13 protein-coding genes and 3 pseudogenes are annotated in these 17,704 nt (G+C 57.2%); 11 read left to right on the top strand and 5 right to left on the bottom strand.

Features of this window, described 5'->3' with window-relative positions; all coding sequences use genetic code 11:
- Positions 1–56 precede the first annotated feature (56 nt).
- Positions 57–1,259 carry an acetate kinase gene (gene ackA, locus SOPEG_RS15380; protein ID WP_025246010.1) on the bottom strand — a complete coding sequence of 401 codons (1,203 nt, stop codon included), beginning with the start codon at positions 1,257–1,259 and terminating at the stop codon, positions 57–59.
- A 345-nt stretch (positions 1,260–1,604) separates the two neighbouring features.
- On the opposite strand from ackA, the pseudogene yfbV reads away from it, so the two are divergent.
- A pseudogene (gene yfbV, locus SOPEG_RS15375) lies at positions 1,605–2,015 on the top strand (terminus macrodomain insulation protein YfbV); the annotation flags it as partial.
- A 328-nt stretch (positions 2,016–2,343) separates the two neighbouring features.
- Here yfbV and yfbR read toward each other — a convergent pair.
- The gene (gene yfbR / locus SOPEG_RS15370; RefSeq protein ID WP_025246008.1) at positions 2,344–2,943 is read right to left on the bottom strand and encodes a 5'-deoxynucleotidase; all 600 of its coding nucleotides are present in this window, start codon (positions 2,941–2,943) and stop codon (positions 2,344–2,346) included.
- A 38-nt stretch (positions 2,944–2,981) separates the two neighbouring features.
- Here yfbR and SOPEG_RS27705 point away from each other — a divergent pair, with 38 nt between their 5' ends.
- Complete coding sequence (locus SOPEG_RS27705) at positions 2,982–3,128, top strand: hypothetical protein (RefSeq protein ID WP_162149704.1); 147 nt, start codon at positions 2,982–2,984, stop codon at positions 3,126–3,128.
- 211 nt (positions 3,129–3,339) lie between these two features.
- Here SOPEG_RS27705 and SOPEG_RS15365 read toward each other — a convergent pair.
- From SOPEG_RS15365 to SOPEG_RS15355, 3 genes and pseudogenes are all read right to left on the bottom strand, one after another.
- Positions 3,340–4,069: pseudogene (locus SOPEG_RS15365) on the bottom strand (aminotransferase class I/II-fold pyridoxal phosphate-dependent enzyme); the annotation flags it as partial.
- Positions 4,070–4,125: 56 nt separating this feature from the next.
- Positions 4,126–5,049: pseudogene (locus SOPEG_RS15360) on the bottom strand (IS5-like element ISSoEn1 family transposase).
- A gap of 638 nt (positions 5,050–5,687) precedes the next feature.
- Positions 5,688–6,611, bottom strand: a complete 924-nt coding sequence (locus SOPEG_RS15355; protein ID WP_025243834.1) for an IS5-like element ISSoEn1 family transposase — start codon at positions 6,609–6,611, stop codon at positions 5,688–5,690.
- Between the two features lie 251 nt (positions 6,612–6,862).
- Between SOPEG_RS15355 and lrhA the strand changes: the two genes are divergently transcribed.
- From lrhA to nuoI, 9 genes are all read left to right on the top strand, one after another.
- On the top strand, positions 6,863–7,801 hold the full coding sequence (lrhA, locus tag SOPEG_RS15350) for a transcriptional regulator LrhA (protein ID WP_025246004.1): 939 nt from the start codon (positions 6,863–6,865) through the stop codon (positions 7,799–7,801).
- A gap of 649 nt (positions 7,802–8,450) precedes the next feature.
- A complete protein-coding gene (locus SOPEG_RS15345) occupies positions 8,451–8,888 on the top strand; it encodes an NADH-quinone oxidoreductase subunit A (protein ID WP_025246003.1) in 438 nt (145 codons plus the stop codon).
- A gap of 16 nt (positions 8,889–8,904) precedes the next feature.
- Positions 8,905–9,579 carry a NuoB/complex I 20 kDa subunit family protein gene (locus tag SOPEG_RS15340; protein WP_025246002.1) on the top strand — a complete coding sequence of 225 codons (675 nt, stop codon included), beginning with the start codon at positions 8,905–8,907 and terminating at the stop codon, positions 9,577–9,579.
- Between the two features lie 78 nt (positions 9,580–9,657).
- Positions 9,658–11,457, top strand: coding sequence for an NADH-quinone oxidoreductase subunit C/D (nuoC, locus tag SOPEG_RS15335; RefSeq protein ID WP_025246001.1), 1,800 nt, complete (start codon positions 9,658–9,660; stop codon positions 11,455–11,457).
- A gap of 2 nt (positions 11,458–11,459) precedes the next feature.
- Positions 11,460–11,990 carry an NADH-quinone oxidoreductase subunit NuoE gene (gene nuoE / locus SOPEG_RS15330; protein ID WP_025246000.1) on the top strand — a complete coding sequence of 177 codons (531 nt, stop codon included), beginning with the start codon at positions 11,460–11,462 and terminating at the stop codon, positions 11,988–11,990.
- A complete protein-coding gene (gene nuoF / locus SOPEG_RS15325) occupies positions 11,987–13,336 on the top strand; it encodes an NADH-quinone oxidoreductase subunit NuoF (protein WP_025245999.1) in 1,350 nt (449 codons plus the stop codon). Before nuoE ends, nuoF begins: the two co-directional genes overlap by 4 nt.
- Before the next feature lie 106 nt (positions 13,337–13,442).
- On the top strand, positions 13,443–16,172 hold the full coding sequence (gene nuoG / locus SOPEG_RS15320) for an NADH-quinone oxidoreductase subunit NuoG (protein WP_025245998.1): 2,730 nt from the start codon (positions 13,443–13,445) through the stop codon (positions 16,170–16,172).
- Positions 16,169–17,146, top strand: coding sequence for an NADH-quinone oxidoreductase subunit NuoH (gene nuoH, locus SOPEG_RS15315; protein ID WP_025245997.1), 978 nt, complete (start codon positions 16,169–16,171; stop codon positions 17,144–17,146). Before nuoG ends, nuoH begins: the two co-directional genes overlap by 4 nt.
- A gap of 14 nt (positions 17,147–17,160) precedes the next feature.
- On the top strand, positions 17,161–17,703 hold the full coding sequence (gene nuoI / locus SOPEG_RS15310) for an NADH-quinone oxidoreductase subunit NuoI (RefSeq protein ID WP_025245996.1): 543 nt from the start codon (positions 17,161–17,163) through the stop codon (positions 17,701–17,703).
- Position 17,704 lies beyond the last annotated feature (1 nt).

Here is a 17,704-nt window from a genome sequence, read left to right as displayed (position 1 = left end):
GGTTGCTCGTTAGTCAAAAACAGCCCCGCCGGACAAAGCCGGCGGGGAGATGAGAATTACGCGGTCAGACGAGCGGCGTCCTGGGCGATGACCAACTCCTCGTTGGTCGGGATGACGATAGCCGGGCGGCTGGCGTCGGTGGTGATCACGCCGGCGTGGCCGAAACGCGCGGCCAGATTGCGTTCATGATCCACCTCGAAGCCCAGCAGCGCCAGTTTTTTCAGCGACAGCTCGCGCACCATTGCGGCGTTCTCGCCGATGCCGCCGGTGAAGATCACCGCATCCAGCCGTCCGTCCATCAGCGCGCTATAGGAGCCGATGTACTTGGCCAGACGGTGGCAATAAACATTCATGGCGCGGCGGGCGTCGGCTTTATCGCGGTAGTTGTCCTCGACATAGCGGCAGTCGCTGGTCACGCCGGTCAGGCCCAGCAGACCGGACTCTTTGGTCAACAGGGTGTTGATACGGGCGACGGACATACCTAACGCATCGTGTAAATGGAACACGATAGCCGGGTCGATATCGCCGCTGCGGGTGCCCATCACCAGGCCTTCCAGCGGAGTCAGTCCCATGGACGTATCCACGCACTGTCCGTTGCGGATGGCGGAAACGGAGCCGCCGTTGCCCAAATGGCAGGTAATCACATTAAGCTGGTCAACCGGCTTGTTAAGCATCTTGGCCGCTTCGCGGCTGACATAAAAGTGGCTGGTGCCGTGGGCGCCGTAGCGGCGGATAGCATGTTCTTGATATAAAGAGTAAGGCAGGGCATAAAGATACGATTCTTCCGGCATTGTCTGATGGAAAGCAGTATCAAAAACCGCTACGTTCTTTTGTGCCAGCTGCGGAAACTCTTTCAGAGCTTCGTGGATACCGATAAGATGCGCCGGATTATGCAGCGGCGCGAACGGGATGGAATCCTCGATGCCTTTTAATACGTCGTCATTGATAATGGCGGACTGGGTGAACCGTTCGCCACCGTGTACGATGCGGTGACCGATGGCGGTTAATTGTGCGGACAGTTCCGGTTTTTGTGCCAAAATGGTATTAACGATACAGTGCAGCGCTTCACTGTGCGCGCTGCCGGCACCCAACGCCGCTTCTTGCTTGACGCCGTCCATTTTCCATTTGATACGCGCTTCCGGCAGATTGAAGCACTCGGCGAGACCGGAGATATGTTCTTCACCGTTGGCGGCATCGATAATGGCGAATTTCAAAGATGAACTGCCACAGTTAAGAACCAGTACTAGCTTACTCGACATGGAAGTACCTACTTGTTATGCGTGGTTAATAATTCGTCAAACAGGCTTTAATCGTAGCGCATTCCGCCGCTGACATTTATGATTAACATCATGGATGCGGTGAATTCGCGGTTATGATGTCGGCAATGCGCTCACGCGGCCCTGATACGTTAGCCCTAGGCGGCTTTGCCCCTGGCTGTCGCGGTCGACCTGAACGCAGGCGGCGGCGCATGCTGCGCTAAGCCCCGCAGCGTGGAATAGGATAACGAGAGACCGCGGTAAAGACAAAATATATTTAAATGTTATAAAATTCTTAGTGAAATTGTGCGAAAATTTTAATCATTGCTCATAAAGTTGAGGTCCGCTATGTCGACACTCCCTTCCGGTTCGGTAAGTTGGTACAAAATTTTCCAACGCGGACAACACTATATGAAGGCCTGGCCCGCCGAAAAAAGCCTGGCGCCTATCTTCCCTGAACACCGTGTGGTTCGCGCCACCCGTTTCGGCGTGCGCTACATGCCGGCGGTCGCGGTCTTTACCCTGAGCTGGCAAATCGCCCTCGGAGGGCAGCTCGGTCCCGCGGTGGCGACCGCCATCTTTGCCTGCAGCCTGCCGATGCAAGGCCTGTGGTGGCTCGGCAAGCGGTCGATTACGCCGCTGCCGCTTTCGCTACTGAACTGGTTCCACGAGGTGCGGCAAAAGCTCAACGAGGCCGGCCAGGCGCTGGCGCTGGAGAAGACCGGCGGCGTGGATGTCGTAGTGCGCCTGCTCATGCGCCTGTCGGGCGGGGCGGGGGCGCATATGATGCTGCTGAGTCTGTTTATTCTGTGCGCGGCGCACCAGATGGGCGTCTCACCGCATCCGTTCGCCATGATTGTCGCCGTCGCCGCCTCGGCGGCGTTCATGACGCCGGTCTCCTCGTCGGTGAACACGCTGGTGCTGGGGCCGGGGGGGCTACAAGTTCAGCGACTTTGTTCGTATCGGCGTGCCGTTCACCCTGCTGGTGATGGCCGCCAGCGTGCTGGTAGTGCCGCTGCTCTACCCTTTCTGACAGGCCAGCGGCGGGTCATCGCTTAAGGCGAAGGCGCGTTTTAGCAGGGTGACGCTACAGCGGCGAATCCTGGCTAATTTCGTCCAGCGACAGGCTGAAGCTTGGGAGAAACACCGTCTGGAAATAGTCCATCGCGGGGCTGCGCCGCTCGTTCAGCGTTTTTTCCAAGCGCGCCATCGCTAGGGTAAATTCGGTATTGCCGGCGGAAATCTCCTCCAGACACTTTAGATAGGCACACAGCACATCGGCCTGCTTGACGACGGCTTTCTCCGCCGGCAGGTAATGTTGCTCGTCGATGAGCAGACGAAAATCCTCGCGCAGGGCTTCCGGGACCATATCTATCAGCTTTTGCTGGGCGTTTTTTTCAATGTTTTTGTACTCGTGGGCGATTTGGGCGTTGTAATACTTAATGGGCGTCGGCATATCGCCGGTCAGCACTTCGCTGGCGTCGTGATACATCGCCAGCAGCGCGATACGCTCGGCATTCAAGTCGGCGCCGAACAGGCGATTATTGATGAGCGCCAGAACGTGGGCGACAAACGCCACCTGCAGACTGTGCTCCGAGACATTTTCGGTACGCACATTGCGCATCAGCGGCCAGCGGTTAATCAGTTTTAAGCGTGACAGGTGGGCGAAGAAGTGGCTTTGGGTCATATACGTTTCCAGAAAGACGCGACAACGGAAACGCTATTGTGCGCACCCGGCGGCGGATATGCAAATCTCCCAATGCCAATGCCAATGCCAATGCCAATGCCAATGCCAATGCCAATGCCAATGCCAATGTCGATGCCAATGCCAATGTCGATGCCAATGTCGATGCCAATGTCGATGCCGGGTAATAGGGATGCCGATGCAGGGCGACGATGCCTGCTCCACGACGCCGGAGACAACATTGGGCATACAGCATGTCTGGCACCAGCGCGGTCAGGCAAAGCGTATTCGCCGGCGCGCAGCCCTAACGCCCGGCGCCGACTCGCGGCAGACGTAGGTATCTCCGCCGCTGTGGCATCACCGGTCGGGCGCTATATCGGCCTGCCGTGGGCCGTGGGCTTATTGGTGATAATGCTGCATAAAGCGGCCGAATTTGCCGATGGCGGTTTCCAGCTCGTCTACCCGCGGCAATGTGACGATGCGTAAGTGATCCGGCCAGGGCCAATTAAAAGCGCTACCCTGAACCAGCAGAACTTTTTCCTGTAGCAGCAGATCGAGCACCAACTTTTGATCGTCATGGATATTGAAACGTTTGGCGTCATAGCGCGGGAACATATACAGCGCGGCGCTCGGCTTCACGCAGGATACGCCGGGGATGTCGTTGATAAGCTCCCAGGCCCGGTTGCGCTGCTCATATAGCCGCCCGCCAGGTTGAATAAACTCGCTGATGCTCTGATAACCGCCGAGGGCGGTCTGGATCGCATGCTGCATCGGCACACAGGCGCATCGACGCCAGCATCTCCAGCCCTTCGATATAGCCTTTGGCGTGTTTCTTCGGGCCATTGAGTACCATCCAGCTTTACCGGAAACCGGCGACGCGGTAGGTCTTCGACAGGCCGTTGAACGTGACGGTCAGGAGATCGGGCGCCAGCGCCGCGATAGAGTGATGTTCCGCGGCGTCGTAGAAAATTTTGTCGTAAATCTCGTCCGAGAAGATAATCAGATTATGCTGTCGGGCGATTTCAACCAGCGACATCAGCATGTCTTTACTGTAGACCGCATCGGTCGGATTATTCGGGTTGATAATTACCAGCCCGCGTGTGCGGGGCGTTATTTTGCGGCGGATATCCGCTTTGTTGAATAAATCCGAAATTTTTGACGACTTCCTCCCTATCAGGGCGATTGTTACATGATGCGGACGCTGTTTGGCATTCCTAACAACGTGATCCGGTTAAGCGCTTTGACCATTGCCATAGCCTCACCTACCTGCGCGTCATAGTCATGCAGACTCAGATGACCACCCAGAAGTATTTTAAACCGGAACATGGCCGTTTCAGCCAGTGAACGCCGGTGATAACCTACTTTCTTTTTCCAGGTATCGTTATTGCCGCTCAGATGCTGATTTGCCACCGCATGGTTACGCTCATGGTATCGAGCTGGCCAATATTGCGCACCACTTCGCGGTGGGATAAGCGGCTTTATTTTTTCCTCAGCAGAGCATCATGACAGTAACGCGTATCGTAAGCACTGTCAGCCGACGCTTCCCTGATTTTCCGGTGGGTTTGGTTAATCAGCCCGGGCAGGCGCCTGCGCATCTGTCGTACCGCTTAGCGATAAATCGGCACAGATAATTTCATGTGTCGCGCTATCTACTGCCAGATGAAGCTTGCGCCATACTCTGCGCCTCTCAGCCCCATGCTGCCTGACTTTCCATTCGCCTTCGCCGAAGATTTTCAGGCCGGTGCCATCGATGACCAGGTGTGAGATTTCGCCGCGGGTTGGCGTTTTTATGCTGATGTCGACAGTTTTTGCTCGCCGGCTGACCAGAGAGTAATCTGGGCAGCGCAGCGACAGCCCCATCAGTTTAAAAATCGCGTCAACGAAACCCTGTAACGCCCGGAGCGAAAGGTTAAACACGCGCTTTATCATCAGAACCGTGGTAATGGCCATATCGGTGTAGTGAAGCGGCCGGCCACGATGTTCAGGTGGTGTACTCTCAGTCCATGCAGCAATGGCTGACTCATCAAGCCATACTGTCAGGTCCCCCCGCTGCCTGAGCGCATTGTTGTATGCGGGCCAGTTGGTGATTTTAAACTTTTGCTTTGCCATGGGGACCTGATGTTAAAACGAATGTAGTGATCAGAGCCGCCAGTCACCTAAAAGTTCGATTTATTCAACAAAGCCCCAGAAAGGGCGAAAGCCGTGATTATGCCGTTGCCGATCGGCGGGTGGCGTGAATGCGGCCGCGGTGTCCCGCCTAAGCTATTGGGCAGGCAAATGCCGAAATCGCCGCCTCGTTGAGGAAGCATTTCATTTAGTTCGTCGTCTAGCGCACGAGGCGAAATTTAACTTCTTGACCGTCGCGGGGTTATTTATGGTATACCTTTACAGGCGGCCGCATTTAGAAAAGAAGAACACTTTTTTTCGTTTAAACAACAGTTAAGAGAAATTTATGTAAATAAGCGGCGCCGTAAGATAAAAATAACGCTTAATCATTAATATCTAACATTTATTGTCCTTGCTGACCCAGCGTTTAATTAATTAAATTAACGTTTGTAGTAAGCCGCCAGGTTATTTTGTTTTATACATCAAGGGGAACAAATGTTATCCTTAAAAAAGAAAATGTATTGACCGCATTGGTGCTTAATTTCAGTTTCGCGGCAGTCTTTTATTTAAGTGGTAGCGTGATTGCGCTTTGTTGAATAAATCCGAAATTTGTGACGACTTCCTCCCTATCAGGGCGATTGTTACATGATGCGGACGCTGTTTGGCATTCCTAACAACGTGATCCGGTTAAGCGCTTTGACCATTGCCATAGCCTCACCTACCTGCGCGTCATAGTCATGCAGACTCAGATGACCACCCAGAAGTATTTTAAACCGGAACATGGCCGTTTCAGCCAGTGAACGCCGGTGATAACCTACTTTCTTTTTCCAGGTATCGTTATTGCCGCTCAGATGCTGATTTGCCACCGCATGGTTACGCTCATGGTATCGAGCTGGCCAATATTGCGCACCACTTCGCGGTGGGATAAGCGGCTTTATTTTTTTCCTCAGCAGAGCATCATGACAGTAACGCGTATCGTAAGCACTGTCAGCCGACGCTTCCCTGATTTTCCGGTGGGTTTGGTTAATCAGCCCGGGCAGCGCCTGCGCATCTGTTGTACCGCTTAGCGATAAATCGGCACAGATAATTTCATGTGTCGCGCTATCTACTGCCAGATGAAGCTTGCGCCATACTCTGCGCCTCTCAGCCCCATGCTGCCTGACTTTCCATTCGCCTTCGCCGAAGATTTTCAGGCCGGTGCCATCGATGACCAGGTGTGAGATTTCGCCGCGGGTTGGCGTTTTTATGCTGATGTCGACGGTTTTTGCTCGCCGGCTGACCAGAGAGTAATCTGGGCAGCGCAGCGACAGCCCCATCAGTTTAAAAATCGAGTCAACGAAACCCTGTAACGCCCGGAGCGAAAGGTTAAACACGCGCTTTATCATCAGAACCGTGGTAATGGCCATATCGGTGTAGTGAAGCGGCCGGCCACGATGTTCAGGTGGTGTACTCTCAGTCCATGCAGCAATGGCTGACTCATCAAGCCATACTGTCAGGTCCCCCCGCTGCCTGAGCGCATTGTTATATGCGGGCCAGTTGGTGATTTTAAACTTTTGCTTTGCCATGGGGACCTGATGTTGAAACGAATGTAGTGATCAGAGCCGCCAGTCACCTAAAAGTTCGATTTATTCAACAAAGCCGCGTGATTGTTGAAGAATGAACCATCCGGCACAAATAGTGCATATCGTTCGAGGCGCCTGGCCTTACGGACGGCACGATATGCTCATGGCCGGTTTTGACAATACGATGGAGTTACCACCTTTTGCAACGCCAGGACAGTAGTTTGTAATTAGAATTCAAACAGCGAAGACAATATATGACCAATGCAAATCGTCCCGTACTCAATCTTGATCTTGATCTGTTGAGAACGTTTGTTGCCGTCGCCGATCTTAACACCTTCGCTGCGGCAGCGGCCTCAGTTTGCCGCACGCAGTCTGCGGTTAGCCAGCAAATGCAGCGATTGGAACAGCTTGTGGGGAAAGAGCTTTTCGCCCGTCATGGCCGTAATAAGCTTTTAACTGAACATGGAATTCAACTGCTTGGCTATGCCCGCAAGATTTTACTGTACAATGACGAAGCCTGTACCTCCCTTATGTTTAGCAATATCCAGGGTGTACTGACCATAGGCGCGTCCTATGATACGGCCGACACCATCCTGCCCTACCTGCTTAACCGCGTTACCCGAATTTATCCCAAACTGTCCGTGGATGTCTGCGTGAAGCGCGGTCCGCAAATGGTGGAAATGCTCAACAACGGCGAAGTGGATTTGGCCATCAGCACCCAGAGCGATCGCTACGCCTTCGCCCATCCTGCCGTGACGCTGCGCACCTCGCCCACGCTTTGGTATTGCGCGGCGGATTATCGCTTCACGCCCGGCGAGGTGGTCCCGCTGGTGGTGCTGGACGAGCCTAGCCCGTTTCGCACCCTGGCCGTGGAAAGCCTTGATGCGGTGGGAGTGCCGTGGCGTATCGCCTACATCGCCTCGACGCACGCTGCCGTGCGCGCGGCGGTCAAAGCCGGCATGGGCATCACCCTGCGGCCGGTGGAGATGATGAGCCCCGATTTACGCGTGCTGGGGGTGAGCGACGGTCTGCCCGAGCTTCCTGCTACGTGCTATGCGCTGTGTAAAAATCCCCACGGTGAAAACGAATTGGCATTGGCGATTTTCAATGCCCTGCAGTCGGGCAGCGATACCTATACGCCCAAACCCCCGCCGTCGCTGGAAGGGGAAAGCCCTTCACTGGAAGAGGAATGATTGTTACGACTTAAAATAAGCTGCTGATCAGGGAGCTTATTTTTTACAAACAAGATAATAACATCTGTTTCCCGCTTTTTACGCATTCAACCGGTTAAAACCCGCTATTTTCCTCCCCGGTGCCTCCAGGATATTTCCCCGTTGCTTACGCCCGCGCTCCCTGTCCATTTAACGGGCATATCAATAAATTAGAAACACTATTTCAAATCTTATCCTTGCAAAAAGGTGGTTATTTGCACAATAAAACCCTAGAAAATCTGTTGAAATGTGTCCTGGATCATAAAAAGGGTTTACCGCTAACGTCGATCCATAGGATTTTTCGCGAAAATGGTATAATTGACCGCAGCTTTTCCTAACAACGGGTCCGCAGGCCGAAATCCCGTTTTACTGGCTGACACGATTTAGCTAATTTCTTGCGCATCTAAGTTAAGCGGCTATTGCAGGTGTAAATTAACATGGAGTTCATGATGTCTAAGTTGACAAAAGGTTATAAAAAGGAGTAAAAAACCCTACACAATGGCTGTGTATCTCATTACCACACGGCTTTATACGGTTTCTTACTTCCTTCCCGTAAATCGATGTGATGCGTAAAACTGCCTATGTCTAAGAGCAGCCTGTAAATCGCCACTTTTGATGAGTAGCATAGAGAATGTTGATAACCACTGAAATTACCGCTCATTATTGGGCTTTCGCCGTATTCCTCCTGGGTGCGCTGGGACTGTGTGCCTTTATGCTTACCGGCGGCTTCCTGCTGGGCGGTCGCGGTCGCGCGCGCTCGAAAAACGTGCCGTTTGAATCCGGAATCGATCCGGTGGGCACCGCAAGATTGCGCCTTTCAGCTAAATTTTACCTGGTGGCGATGTTTTTCGTCATTTTCGACGTTGAAGCCCTCTATTTATACGCCTGGGCTACCGCCATCCGCAAAGCGGGCTGGGTAGGCTTCATTGAGGCAACCATTTTCATTTTTATCCTGTTGGCGGGTTTGGTTTACCTGGTGCGCATTGGCGCGCTTGACTGGACGCCGGAACGCTCCCGGCGTTTGCGCCGAGCAGGCCCGATAGGCGAAACCCCCCGTCATCAAAAGTAACAGCGAGGCAGCAAAAATGGATTATATCCTCACCCGCGCGGAGCCGGACGGCGACAATGAGCGGTATCCCCTGCAAAAACAGGAAATCGTGGCGGATCCGCTGGAGCAGCATGTCCATCGCAGTGTTTATCTCGGCAAGCTTGAGAGCGCGCTGCACAATGCGGTGAACTGGGGACGCGGCAGTTCGCTTTGGCCCTACAACTTCGGCCTCTCCTGCTGCTATGTTGAAATGACTACCTCGTTTACTGCCGTGCACGACGTGGCGCGGTTTGGGTCGGAAGTCATCCGTGCCTCACCGCGCCAGGCGGATTTCATGGTGGTGGCGGGCACGCCTTTCACCAAGATGGCCCCCGTCATCCAGCGGCTGTACGACCAGATGCTGGAGCCGAAATGGGTTATCTCCATGGGGGCCTGCGCCAATTCCGGCGGCATGTACGATATTTATTCCGTGGTGCAGGGGGTCGATAAATTCCTGCCGGTGGACGTCTACATTCCCGGCTGTCCGCCGCGCCCTGAGGCCTACATCCAGGCGCTGCTGCTGCTCAAGGAGTCTATCGGCAAAGAACGCCGTCCGCTCTCCTGGGTCGTGGGCGATCAGGGCGTCTATCGCGCCAATATGGAGTCGGAACGTCAACGTAAGCACGGTGAACGCATCGCGGTCACCCATCTGCGCACGCCCGACGAAATTTAACGCGCGGATACGCATGCCGGCCGCGGCGGATAAGCGCGGCGGCATGCGCCGGCACAGCCAAATGTGGTGAAGATAACTATGACAGAGTTGATGACGCAGAATTCCGCCCTGCCGGCCTGGCAAACCCAGGATTATCTTGATGATCTGGTGATTGGCGAGTTGCGTAACCATTTCGGCCCGGACGCGTTCAGCGTGCAGCCGACCCGTACCGGAATTCCGGTCGTGTGGGTGAAGCGTGAGCAGATCCTCAAGGTGCTGACCTTCTTGAAAAAGCTGCCGAAGCCCTATGTGATGCTCTATGACCTGCACGGGGTGGACGAGCGCCTGCGTACCCACCGCCAGGGCCTGCCGGCGGCGGATTTTACCGTTTTCTACCATCTGATTTCCATCGATCGCAATCGAGATATCATGTTGAAGGTGGCGCTGCTGGAAAAAGATCTGCGCCTGCCCACCTGTACCCGCATCTTCCCCAACGCCAACTGGTATGAGCGCGAAACCTGGGAAATGTTCGGCATGACCTTCGACGGCCACCCGCACCTGACCCGCATCATGATGCCGAAGAGCTGGGACGGGCATCCGCTGCGCAAAGATTATCCGGCGCGCGCCACGGAATTCGATCCCTTCGTCCTCACCAAGCAAAAAGAAGACTTGGAGATGGAAGGGCTGACCTTCAAGCCGGAAGAGTGGGGCATGAAGCGCGGCACGGAAAACGAGGACTTCATGTTCCTCAACCTGGGGCCGAACCACCCCTCCGCCCACGGCGCCTTCCGCATCATCCTGCAGCTCGACGGTGAAGAGATCGTCGATTGCGTGCCCGATATCGGTTATCACCACCGCGGCGCCGAAAAGATGGGCGAGCGCCAGTCCTGGCATAGCTATATCCCCTATACCGACCGCGTCGAATATCTCGGCGGCTGCGTCAACGAGATGCCTTATGTGCTGGCGGTGGAAAAGCTGGCCGGCATCGTGGTGCCCGATCGCGTCAACGTGATCCGGGTGATGCTGTCGGAGCTGTTCCGCATCAATAGTCACCTGCTGTACATCAGTACCTATATTCAGGACATCGGCGGTATGACGCCGGTGTTCCTGGCGTTTACCGACCGTCAGAAAATTTATGATGTCGTCGAGGCGATTACCGGTTTTCGCATGCATCCCGCCTGGTTCCGCATCGGCGGCGTGGCGCACGATCTGCCGCGCGGCTGGGAAGGGCTGCTGCGGGAATTTCTCGACTGGCTGCCGAAGCGTCTGGACAGCTATGTCAAAGCGGCGCTCCGCAACAGCGTGCTGCGCGCACGCGCCGAGGGCGTGGCCGCCTATGGCGCGAAAGAGGCGCTGGACTGGGGCGTGACCGGCGCTGCGCTGCGTGCCACCGGCATCGATTTCGACGTGCGTAAATGGCGTCCCTATTCCGGTTATGAAAACTTCGACTTCGAGGTGCCGGTAGGCGATGGCGTGAGCGACTGCTACAGCCGCGTGATGCTGAAAGTGGAAGAGATGCGCCAAAGCCTGCGCATCCTTGAGCAGTGCCTTAACAATATGCCGGCGGGGCCGTTTAAGGCCGACCATCCGTTGACCACGCCGCCGCCGAAAGAGCGCACCCTGCAGCATATCGAGACGCTTATCACGCACTTCCTGCAGGTTTCCTGGGGACCGGTGATGCCGGCCAACGAATCATTCCAGATGATCGAGGCCACCAAGGGCATCAACAGCTATTACCTGACCAGCGATGGCAGCACGATGAGTTACCGGACGCGCATCCGCACGCCCAGTTTCCCTCATTTGCAGCAGATCCCCTCGGTTATTCGCGGCAGCCTGGTATCGGATTTGATCGTATATCTGGGCAGTATTGATTTCGTTATGTCAGATGTGGACCGCTAATTATGCAGCAACAGCAAGATACCCCCAAGCATGCGGCGGCGGGGCTGGACGCTGCCATCGAAACGTTCGAGCTGAGTCGCGAGGAGCGCGAAGCCATCGAGCATGAGAAGCACCATTACGAGGATGCGCGCGCCGCCTCGATCGAAGCGCTGAAAATCGTGCAGAAGAACCGCGATTGGGTGCCGGACGGGGCTATCGCGGCCATCGCCCAGGTGCTGGGCATTCCCGGCAGTGATGTCGAAGGGGTGGCCACGTTCTACAGCCAGATTTTCCGCCAGCCGGTAGGCCGCCACGTTATCCGCTATTGCGACAGCGTGGTCTGCCATATTACCGGTTATCAGGGGATTCAGGCCGCCCTTGAGCAGTCGCTGAATATCAAGCCGGGCCAGACAACGCCCGATGGCCGGTTCACCCTGCTGCCCACCTGTTGTTTGGGCAATTGTGACAAGGGGCCGACCATGATGGTGGATGACGATACCTACGTGCATCTGACGCCGGAAGGCATTGGTCCGCTGCTGGAGCAATATCGATGACCAAAACCATTGTCCGCTTGGCGGAAACGCACCCGCTGACCTGGCGGTTGCGTGATGACCATCAGCCCGTGTGGCTGGACGAATATCAGAGCAAAAACGGCTATGTCGGCGCGCGTAAGGCGTTAAGCGGCATGGCGCAGGACGATATTGTCACGCTGGTGAAAGACGCCGGCCTGAAAGGACGCGGCGGCGCCGGCTTTTCTACCGGCCTGAAGTGGAGCCTGATGCCGAAAGATCCCGCCATGAACATTCGCTATTTGCTGTGCAATGCCGATGAAATGGAGCCTGGAACCTATAAAGACCGTCTGCTGATGGAGCAATTGCCCCATTTGCTGGTGGAGGGGATGCTGATCGCCGCCTTCTCGCTGAAAGCCTATCGCGGCTATGTCTTCCTGCGCGGCGAATATATCGAGGCGGCGGCGAATCTGCGCCGCGCGATAGCCGAGGCCACCGAGGCCGGCTGGTTGGGCAAAAATATTCTGGGCAGTGGTTTTGACTTTGAGCTTATCGTCCACACCGGCGCCGGCCGCTACATCTGCGGCGAAGAGACGGCGCTAATTAATTCGCTGGAAGGCCGCCGCGCCAATCCGCGCTCAAAACCACCGTTTCCCGCCAGCGCCGGCGCCTGGGGTAAACCCACCTGCGTCAATAACGTCGAAACCTTATGCAACGTGCCGGCTATCCTTGAGCATGGGGTGGACTGGTATCAGGGCATCACCGCCGGCAAGAGCAACGACGCTGGCACCAAGCTGATGGGCTTCTCCGGCCGGGTGAAGAACCCCGGCCTCTGGGAGCTGCCGTTCGGTATTACCGCGCGCGAGATCCTCGAGGATTACGCCGGCGGTATGCGCGATGGCCTGACCCTGAAAGCCTGGCAGCCCGGCGGCGGCGGCACCGATTTCCTGACCCAGGATCATCTGGATCTGCCGATGGACTTCGAGAATATCGGCAAAGCGGGCAGCCGGCTCGGTACCGCGCTGGCGATGGCGGTAGACAACGAAATCAACATGGTGTCGTTAACGCGCAATCTGGAAGAGTTTTTTGCCCGGGAATCCTGCGGCTGGTGTACGCCATGTCGCGACGGCCTGCCGTGGAGCGTCAAACTGCTGCGCGCGCTGGAAAGCGGTCAGGGCCAGCCGGGGGATATTGAGACCCTGGAGCAGCTGTGCCGCTTCCTTGGCCCCGGTAAAACCTTCTGCGCGCATGCGCCGGGGGCGGTGGAGCCGCTGCAAAGCGCGATTAAGTATTTCCGCTCCGAGTTTGAGGCGGGCATCAGCGTCGACTTACTGGGCAATACCCGCGCCATTGCCGGCGTGCAGCCCAACCTATTAAAAGCGCGCTGGTAATTGTCCATGCGGCACAAGCGGGTCAGGCGGGCGCACGCGCTTTGCACCCTGAACGCATTTTTGATTAACGCCCGTCTTTGGCGGGCCTCACCTGAGCATGCTGACTATGGCTACCATTCATGTAGACGGCAAAGAGTACGAGGTTAACGGGTCTGACAACCTGCTGGAAGCCTGTCTGTCCCTCGGCCTCGATATTCCTTACTTTTGCTGGCATCCGGCGCTCGGCAGCGTCGGCGCTTGCCGCCAGTGCGCGGTCAAGCAATACCAAAACGCCGAGGATACCCGCGGCCGGCTGGTGATGTCCTGTATGACGCTTGCCGCCGACGGGACCTTCATCTCTATCGCCGACGATGAAGCAAAACAGTTCCGTCAAAGCGTGGTGGAGTGGCTGATGACCAACCACCCGCACGATTGCCCGGTGTGCGAAGAGGGCGGCAACTGCCACCTACAGGATATGACGGTCATGACCGGCCAGAATTTCCGCCGCTACCGCTTTACCAAGCGTACCCACCGCAATCAATATCTCGGGCCGTTTATTTCCCATGAAATGAACCGCTGCATCGCCTGCTACCGCTGCGTCCGCTACTACAAAGATTACGCCGACGGCGGCGATCTCGGGGTGTATGGCGCCCATGATAACGTCTATTTCGGCCGTCCTGAGGACGGGGTGCTGGAGAGCGAGTTTTCCGGCAATTTGGTAGAAATCTGCCCGACCGGCGTGTTCACCGATAAAACCCACTCCGAGCGCTATAACCGTAAATGGGATATGCAGTTCGCCCCCAGCGTCTGTCAGCAGTGCAGCATCGGCTGCAACACCAGCCCCGGCGAACGCTATGGCGAACTGCGCCGCATAGAAAACCGCTACAACGGCAGCGTCAACCATTACTTCTTGTGCGACCGCGGCCGCTTCGGCTACGGCTACGTCAATCTGAAAGATCGCCCGCGCCAGCCGCTACAGCGCCGCGGCGACGATTGGATCGCGCTGAACGCCGATCAGGCGATGCATGGCGCCGCGGATGCGCTGCGCCATGCGCGCAAAATGATCGGCATTGGCTCACCGCGCGCCAGCGTCGAGAGCAATTTCGCCCTGCGTGAACTGGTGGGCGCCGAGAATTTCTACACCGGGATTGCCGGCGGCGAACAGGACCGGCTGGCGCTGATGCTCAATGTCCTGCGCAACGGCGGTATCCGCACGTCCTCGCTGCGCGAAATGGAAAGTTACGATGCCGTGCTGGTGCTGGGGGAGGATTTGACCCAGACCGGCGCGCGTATTGCGCTGGCGGTGCGTCAGGCCGTGAAGGGCAAGGCGCGCGAAATGGCCGTGGCGCAGAAAGTGGCCGATTGGCAGATAGCCGCCATCATGAACATCGGCCAGCACGTCAAACACCCGCTGTTCGTCACCAACGTCGACCGTACGCGCCTGGATGATATCGCCGCCTGGAGCTACTGCGCGCCGGTGGATGATCAGGCGCGGCTGGGTTTCGCCATCGCTCATGCGCTGGACGAGACGGCGCCGGCGGTAACCGGTCTTGATGAGTCGCTCAAGGGTAAGATTGACGTGGTGGTGCAGGCGCTGGCCGGCGCCCGCAAGCCGCTTATCATCTCCGGCAGCAATGCCGGCAGCGAGGCGGTGATCGCCGCCGCCGCCAACGTCGCCCGCGCCCTGAAGGGGCGGGGGAGCGATGTGGGGATTAGCTTTATCGCCGCCGGCGCCAACAGCATGGGGCTGGCGATGATGGGGGGCGGCAGCCTGGACGATGCGCTGGACGAGCTGGAGCAGGGGGCTGCGGATAGCGTGATTGTGCTGGAAAACGACCTTTACCGCCATGCGCCGGCCGCGCGCATTGATGCCGCGCTGGCCAACGTCAATAACCTTATCGTGCTCGACCACCAGCGCACCGCCCTACAGGAGAAGGCCAATCTTATCCTGTCGGCGGCGAGCTTCGCCGAAAGCGACGGCACCCTCATTAACCAGGAGGGCCGCGCGCAGCGCTTCTTCCAGGTCTATGATCCAGCCTACTACGATGATCAGGTCGTCATGCTGGAAAGCTGGCGCTGGCTGCATTCGCTGCACTCCACCTATTTGAACCGCCAGGTGGATTGGACCCAGCTTGACCATATTATCGATGCCGCGGCCGCGGCGCTGCCGCAACTGGCGGGGATCAAGCACGCCGCGCCGGACGCCGGTTTTCGTATTCACGGCCAGAAACTGGCGCGCGAGCCGCACCGCTACAGCGGACGCACCGCGATGCGCGCCAACATCAATGTGCATGAACCGCGCGTGCCGCAGGACCAGGACACCATGTTCGCCTTCTCCATGGAGGGCAACAATGCGCCCCAGGCGCCGCGCCAACAGGTGGCGTTCGCTTGGGCGCCGGGCTGGAACTCCCCCCAGGCCTGGAATAAGTTCCAGGATGAGGTGGGCGGCCATTTACGCCACGGCGACCCCGGGGTGCGGCTTCTGGAAGCGGGTGAGGGCCGGCTGGATTATTTCAGCGCGATTCCACCCGCCTTCGTGCAGCCCGAGGACGGCAGCTGGCGCATCGCGCCCTATTGGCACCTGTTCGGCAGCGAGGAGACCTCGCAGCGCTCTCCGGTCATCCAGGAGCGGATGCCGGCGCCCTATGTGGCGGTGAGCCAGGCGGACGCCGCCCGGCTGGGCGTCAACAGCGGTACGCTGCTCGCCTTCACCTGCGCGGGTCTGGAGCTGCGTCTGCCGGTGCGGTTCAGCGATAGCCTGAGCCCGGGACAGGTGGGGCTGCCGCTGGGTTTGCCGGGCATTCCGCCGATGCTTACGGGACAGAGCGTTGTTAATTTGCGGGAGGCCGCGCTATGAGTTGGTTGACACCGGAGGTCATCGATATCCTCCTGACGGTGGTGAAGGCGGTGGTTATCCTGTTGGTGGTGGTCACCTGCGGCGCCTATATGAGCTTTGCCGAACGGCGCCTGCTGGGGCTGTTCCAAAACCGCTACGGGCCCAACCGCGTAGGCTGGGGCGGATCGCTGCAACTGCTGGCCGACGTGTTGAAGATGATGTTTAAAGAGGACTGGATCCCGCCGTTCGCCGATCGGGGCATTTTCACCCTGGCGCCGGTTATCGCCTTTACCTCATTGCTGATTACCTTTGCCATTGTGCCGGTGAGCCCGACCTGGGTGGTGGCCGATTTCAATATCGGCGTCCTGTTCTTTTTGATGATGGCCGGGCTGGCGGTTTACGCGGTGCTGTTTGCCGGCTGGTCGAGCAATAATAAATACTCCCTGTTGGGCGCCATGCGCGCCTCGGCGCAGACGCTGAGTTATGAAGTGTTCCTCGGTTTATCGTTGATGGGGGTGGTGGCGCAGGCTGGCTCGTTTAATCTCGGCGCGATCGTCGAGTCGCAGGCGCACCTGTGGAACGTGGTGCCGCAATTCTTCGGCTTTGTCACCTTTGCTCTGGCGGGCGTCGCGGTATGTCACCGCCACCCCTTCGATCAGCCGGAAGCCGAGCAGGAGCTGGCCGACGGTTACCATATTGAATATTCGGGGATGAAGTTCGGCCTGTTTTTCGTCGGCGAATACGTCGGCATCGTGACCATTTCGGCGCTGATGGTGACGCTGTTCTTCGGCGGCTGGCAGGGGCCGTGGTTGCCGCCGTTTATCTGGTTTGCCATAAAAACCGCTTTCTTTATGATGATGTTCATCCTGATCCGCGCGGCGCTGCCCCGTCCGCGCTACGACCAGGTGATGGCGCTGGGCTGGAAAATCTGCCTGCCGCTGACGCTGCTCAACCTGTTGGCGACCGCAGCGGTCATCTTGTACAACGCGCATTAAGGGGTGGATGAATCATGACGTTAAAAGAGTTAGCGATTGGCTGCGGGACCACGCTGCGCAGCATCTGGATGATAGGCATGCAGGCGTTCAACAAGCGCGAAACCCGCATGTACCCGGACGTGCCGGTTAATCCGCCGCCCCGTTTCCGCGGCCGTATCGTGCTGACGCGCGACCCTGACGGCGATGAGCGCTGCGTGGCCTGTAACCTGTGCGCGGTCGCCTGCCCGGTGGGCTGCATCTCGCTGCAGAAAGCGGAGACCAAAGACGGCCGTTGGTACTCGGAATTCTTTCGCATCAATTTCTCGCGCTGTATTTTCTGCGGCCTGTGCGAAGAGGCGTGTCCTACCACCGCCATCCAGCTCACCCCGGATTTCGAGATGGGCGAGTTCAAGCGCCAGGATCTGGTGTATGAAAAAGAGGATTTGCTGATTTCGGGGCCGGGTAAATATCCGGAATACAACTTCTACCGCATGGCCGGTATGGCGATCGCCGGCAAGGACAAAGGCGAGGCGGAAAAAGAAGCCAAACCCATCGATGTAAAAGGCTTGCTGCCCTAAG

The organism is Candidatus Sodalis pierantonius str. SOPE, assembly GCF_000517405.1.
Classification (GTDB): Bacteria; Pseudomonadota; Gammaproteobacteria; order Enterobacterales; family Enterobacteriaceae; genus Sodalis_C; species Sodalis_C pierantonii.
The sequence above is the reverse complement of the archived record's forward strand: the minus strand, read 5'-3'. Positions and strand labels throughout refer to the sequence as shown.

Excerpts from the sequence above, each read along its gene's own strand:
- ackA (WP_025246010.1), bottom strand. The coding sequence starts at position 1,259 with ATGTCGAGTAAGCTAGTACTGGTTCTTAACTGTGGCAGTTCATCTTTG.
- yfbR (WP_025246008.1), bottom strand. The coding sequence starts at position 2,943 with ATGACCCAAAGCCACTTCTTCGCCCACCTGTCACGCTTAAAACTGATT.
- SOPEG_RS15355 (WP_025243834.1), bottom strand. The coding sequence starts at position 6,611 with ATGGCAAAGCAAAAGTTTAAAATCACCAACTGGCCCGCATATAACAAT.
- lrhA (WP_025246004.1), top strand. The coding sequence starts at position 6,863 with ATGACCAATGCAAATCGTCCCGTACTCAATCTTGATCTTGATCTGTTG.
- SOPEG_RS15345 (WP_025246003.1), top strand. The coding sequence starts at position 8,451 with ATGTTGATAACCACTGAAATTACCGCTCATTATTGGGCTTTCGCCGTA.
- SOPEG_RS15340 (WP_025246002.1), top strand. The coding sequence starts at position 8,905 with ATGGATTATATCCTCACCCGCGCGGAGCCGGACGGCGACAATGAGCGG.
- nuoC (WP_025246001.1), top strand. The coding sequence starts at position 9,658 with ATGACAGAGTTGATGACGCAGAATTCCGCCCTGCCGGCCTGGCAAACC.
- nuoE (WP_025246000.1), top strand. The coding sequence starts at position 11,460 with ATGCAGCAACAGCAAGATACCCCCAAGCATGCGGCGGCGGGGCTGGAC.
- nuoF (WP_025245999.1), top strand. The coding sequence starts at position 11,987 with ATGACCAAAACCATTGTCCGCTTGGCGGAAACGCACCCGCTGACCTGG.
- nuoG (WP_025245998.1), top strand. The coding sequence starts at position 13,443 with ATGGCTACCATTCATGTAGACGGCAAAGAGTACGAGGTTAACGGGTCT.
- nuoH (WP_025245997.1), top strand. The coding sequence starts at position 16,169 with ATGAGTTGGTTGACACCGGAGGTCATCGATATCCTCCTGACGGTGGTG.
- nuoI (WP_025245996.1), top strand. The coding sequence starts at position 17,161 with ATGACGTTAAAAGAGTTAGCGATTGGCTGCGGGACCACGCTGCGCAGC.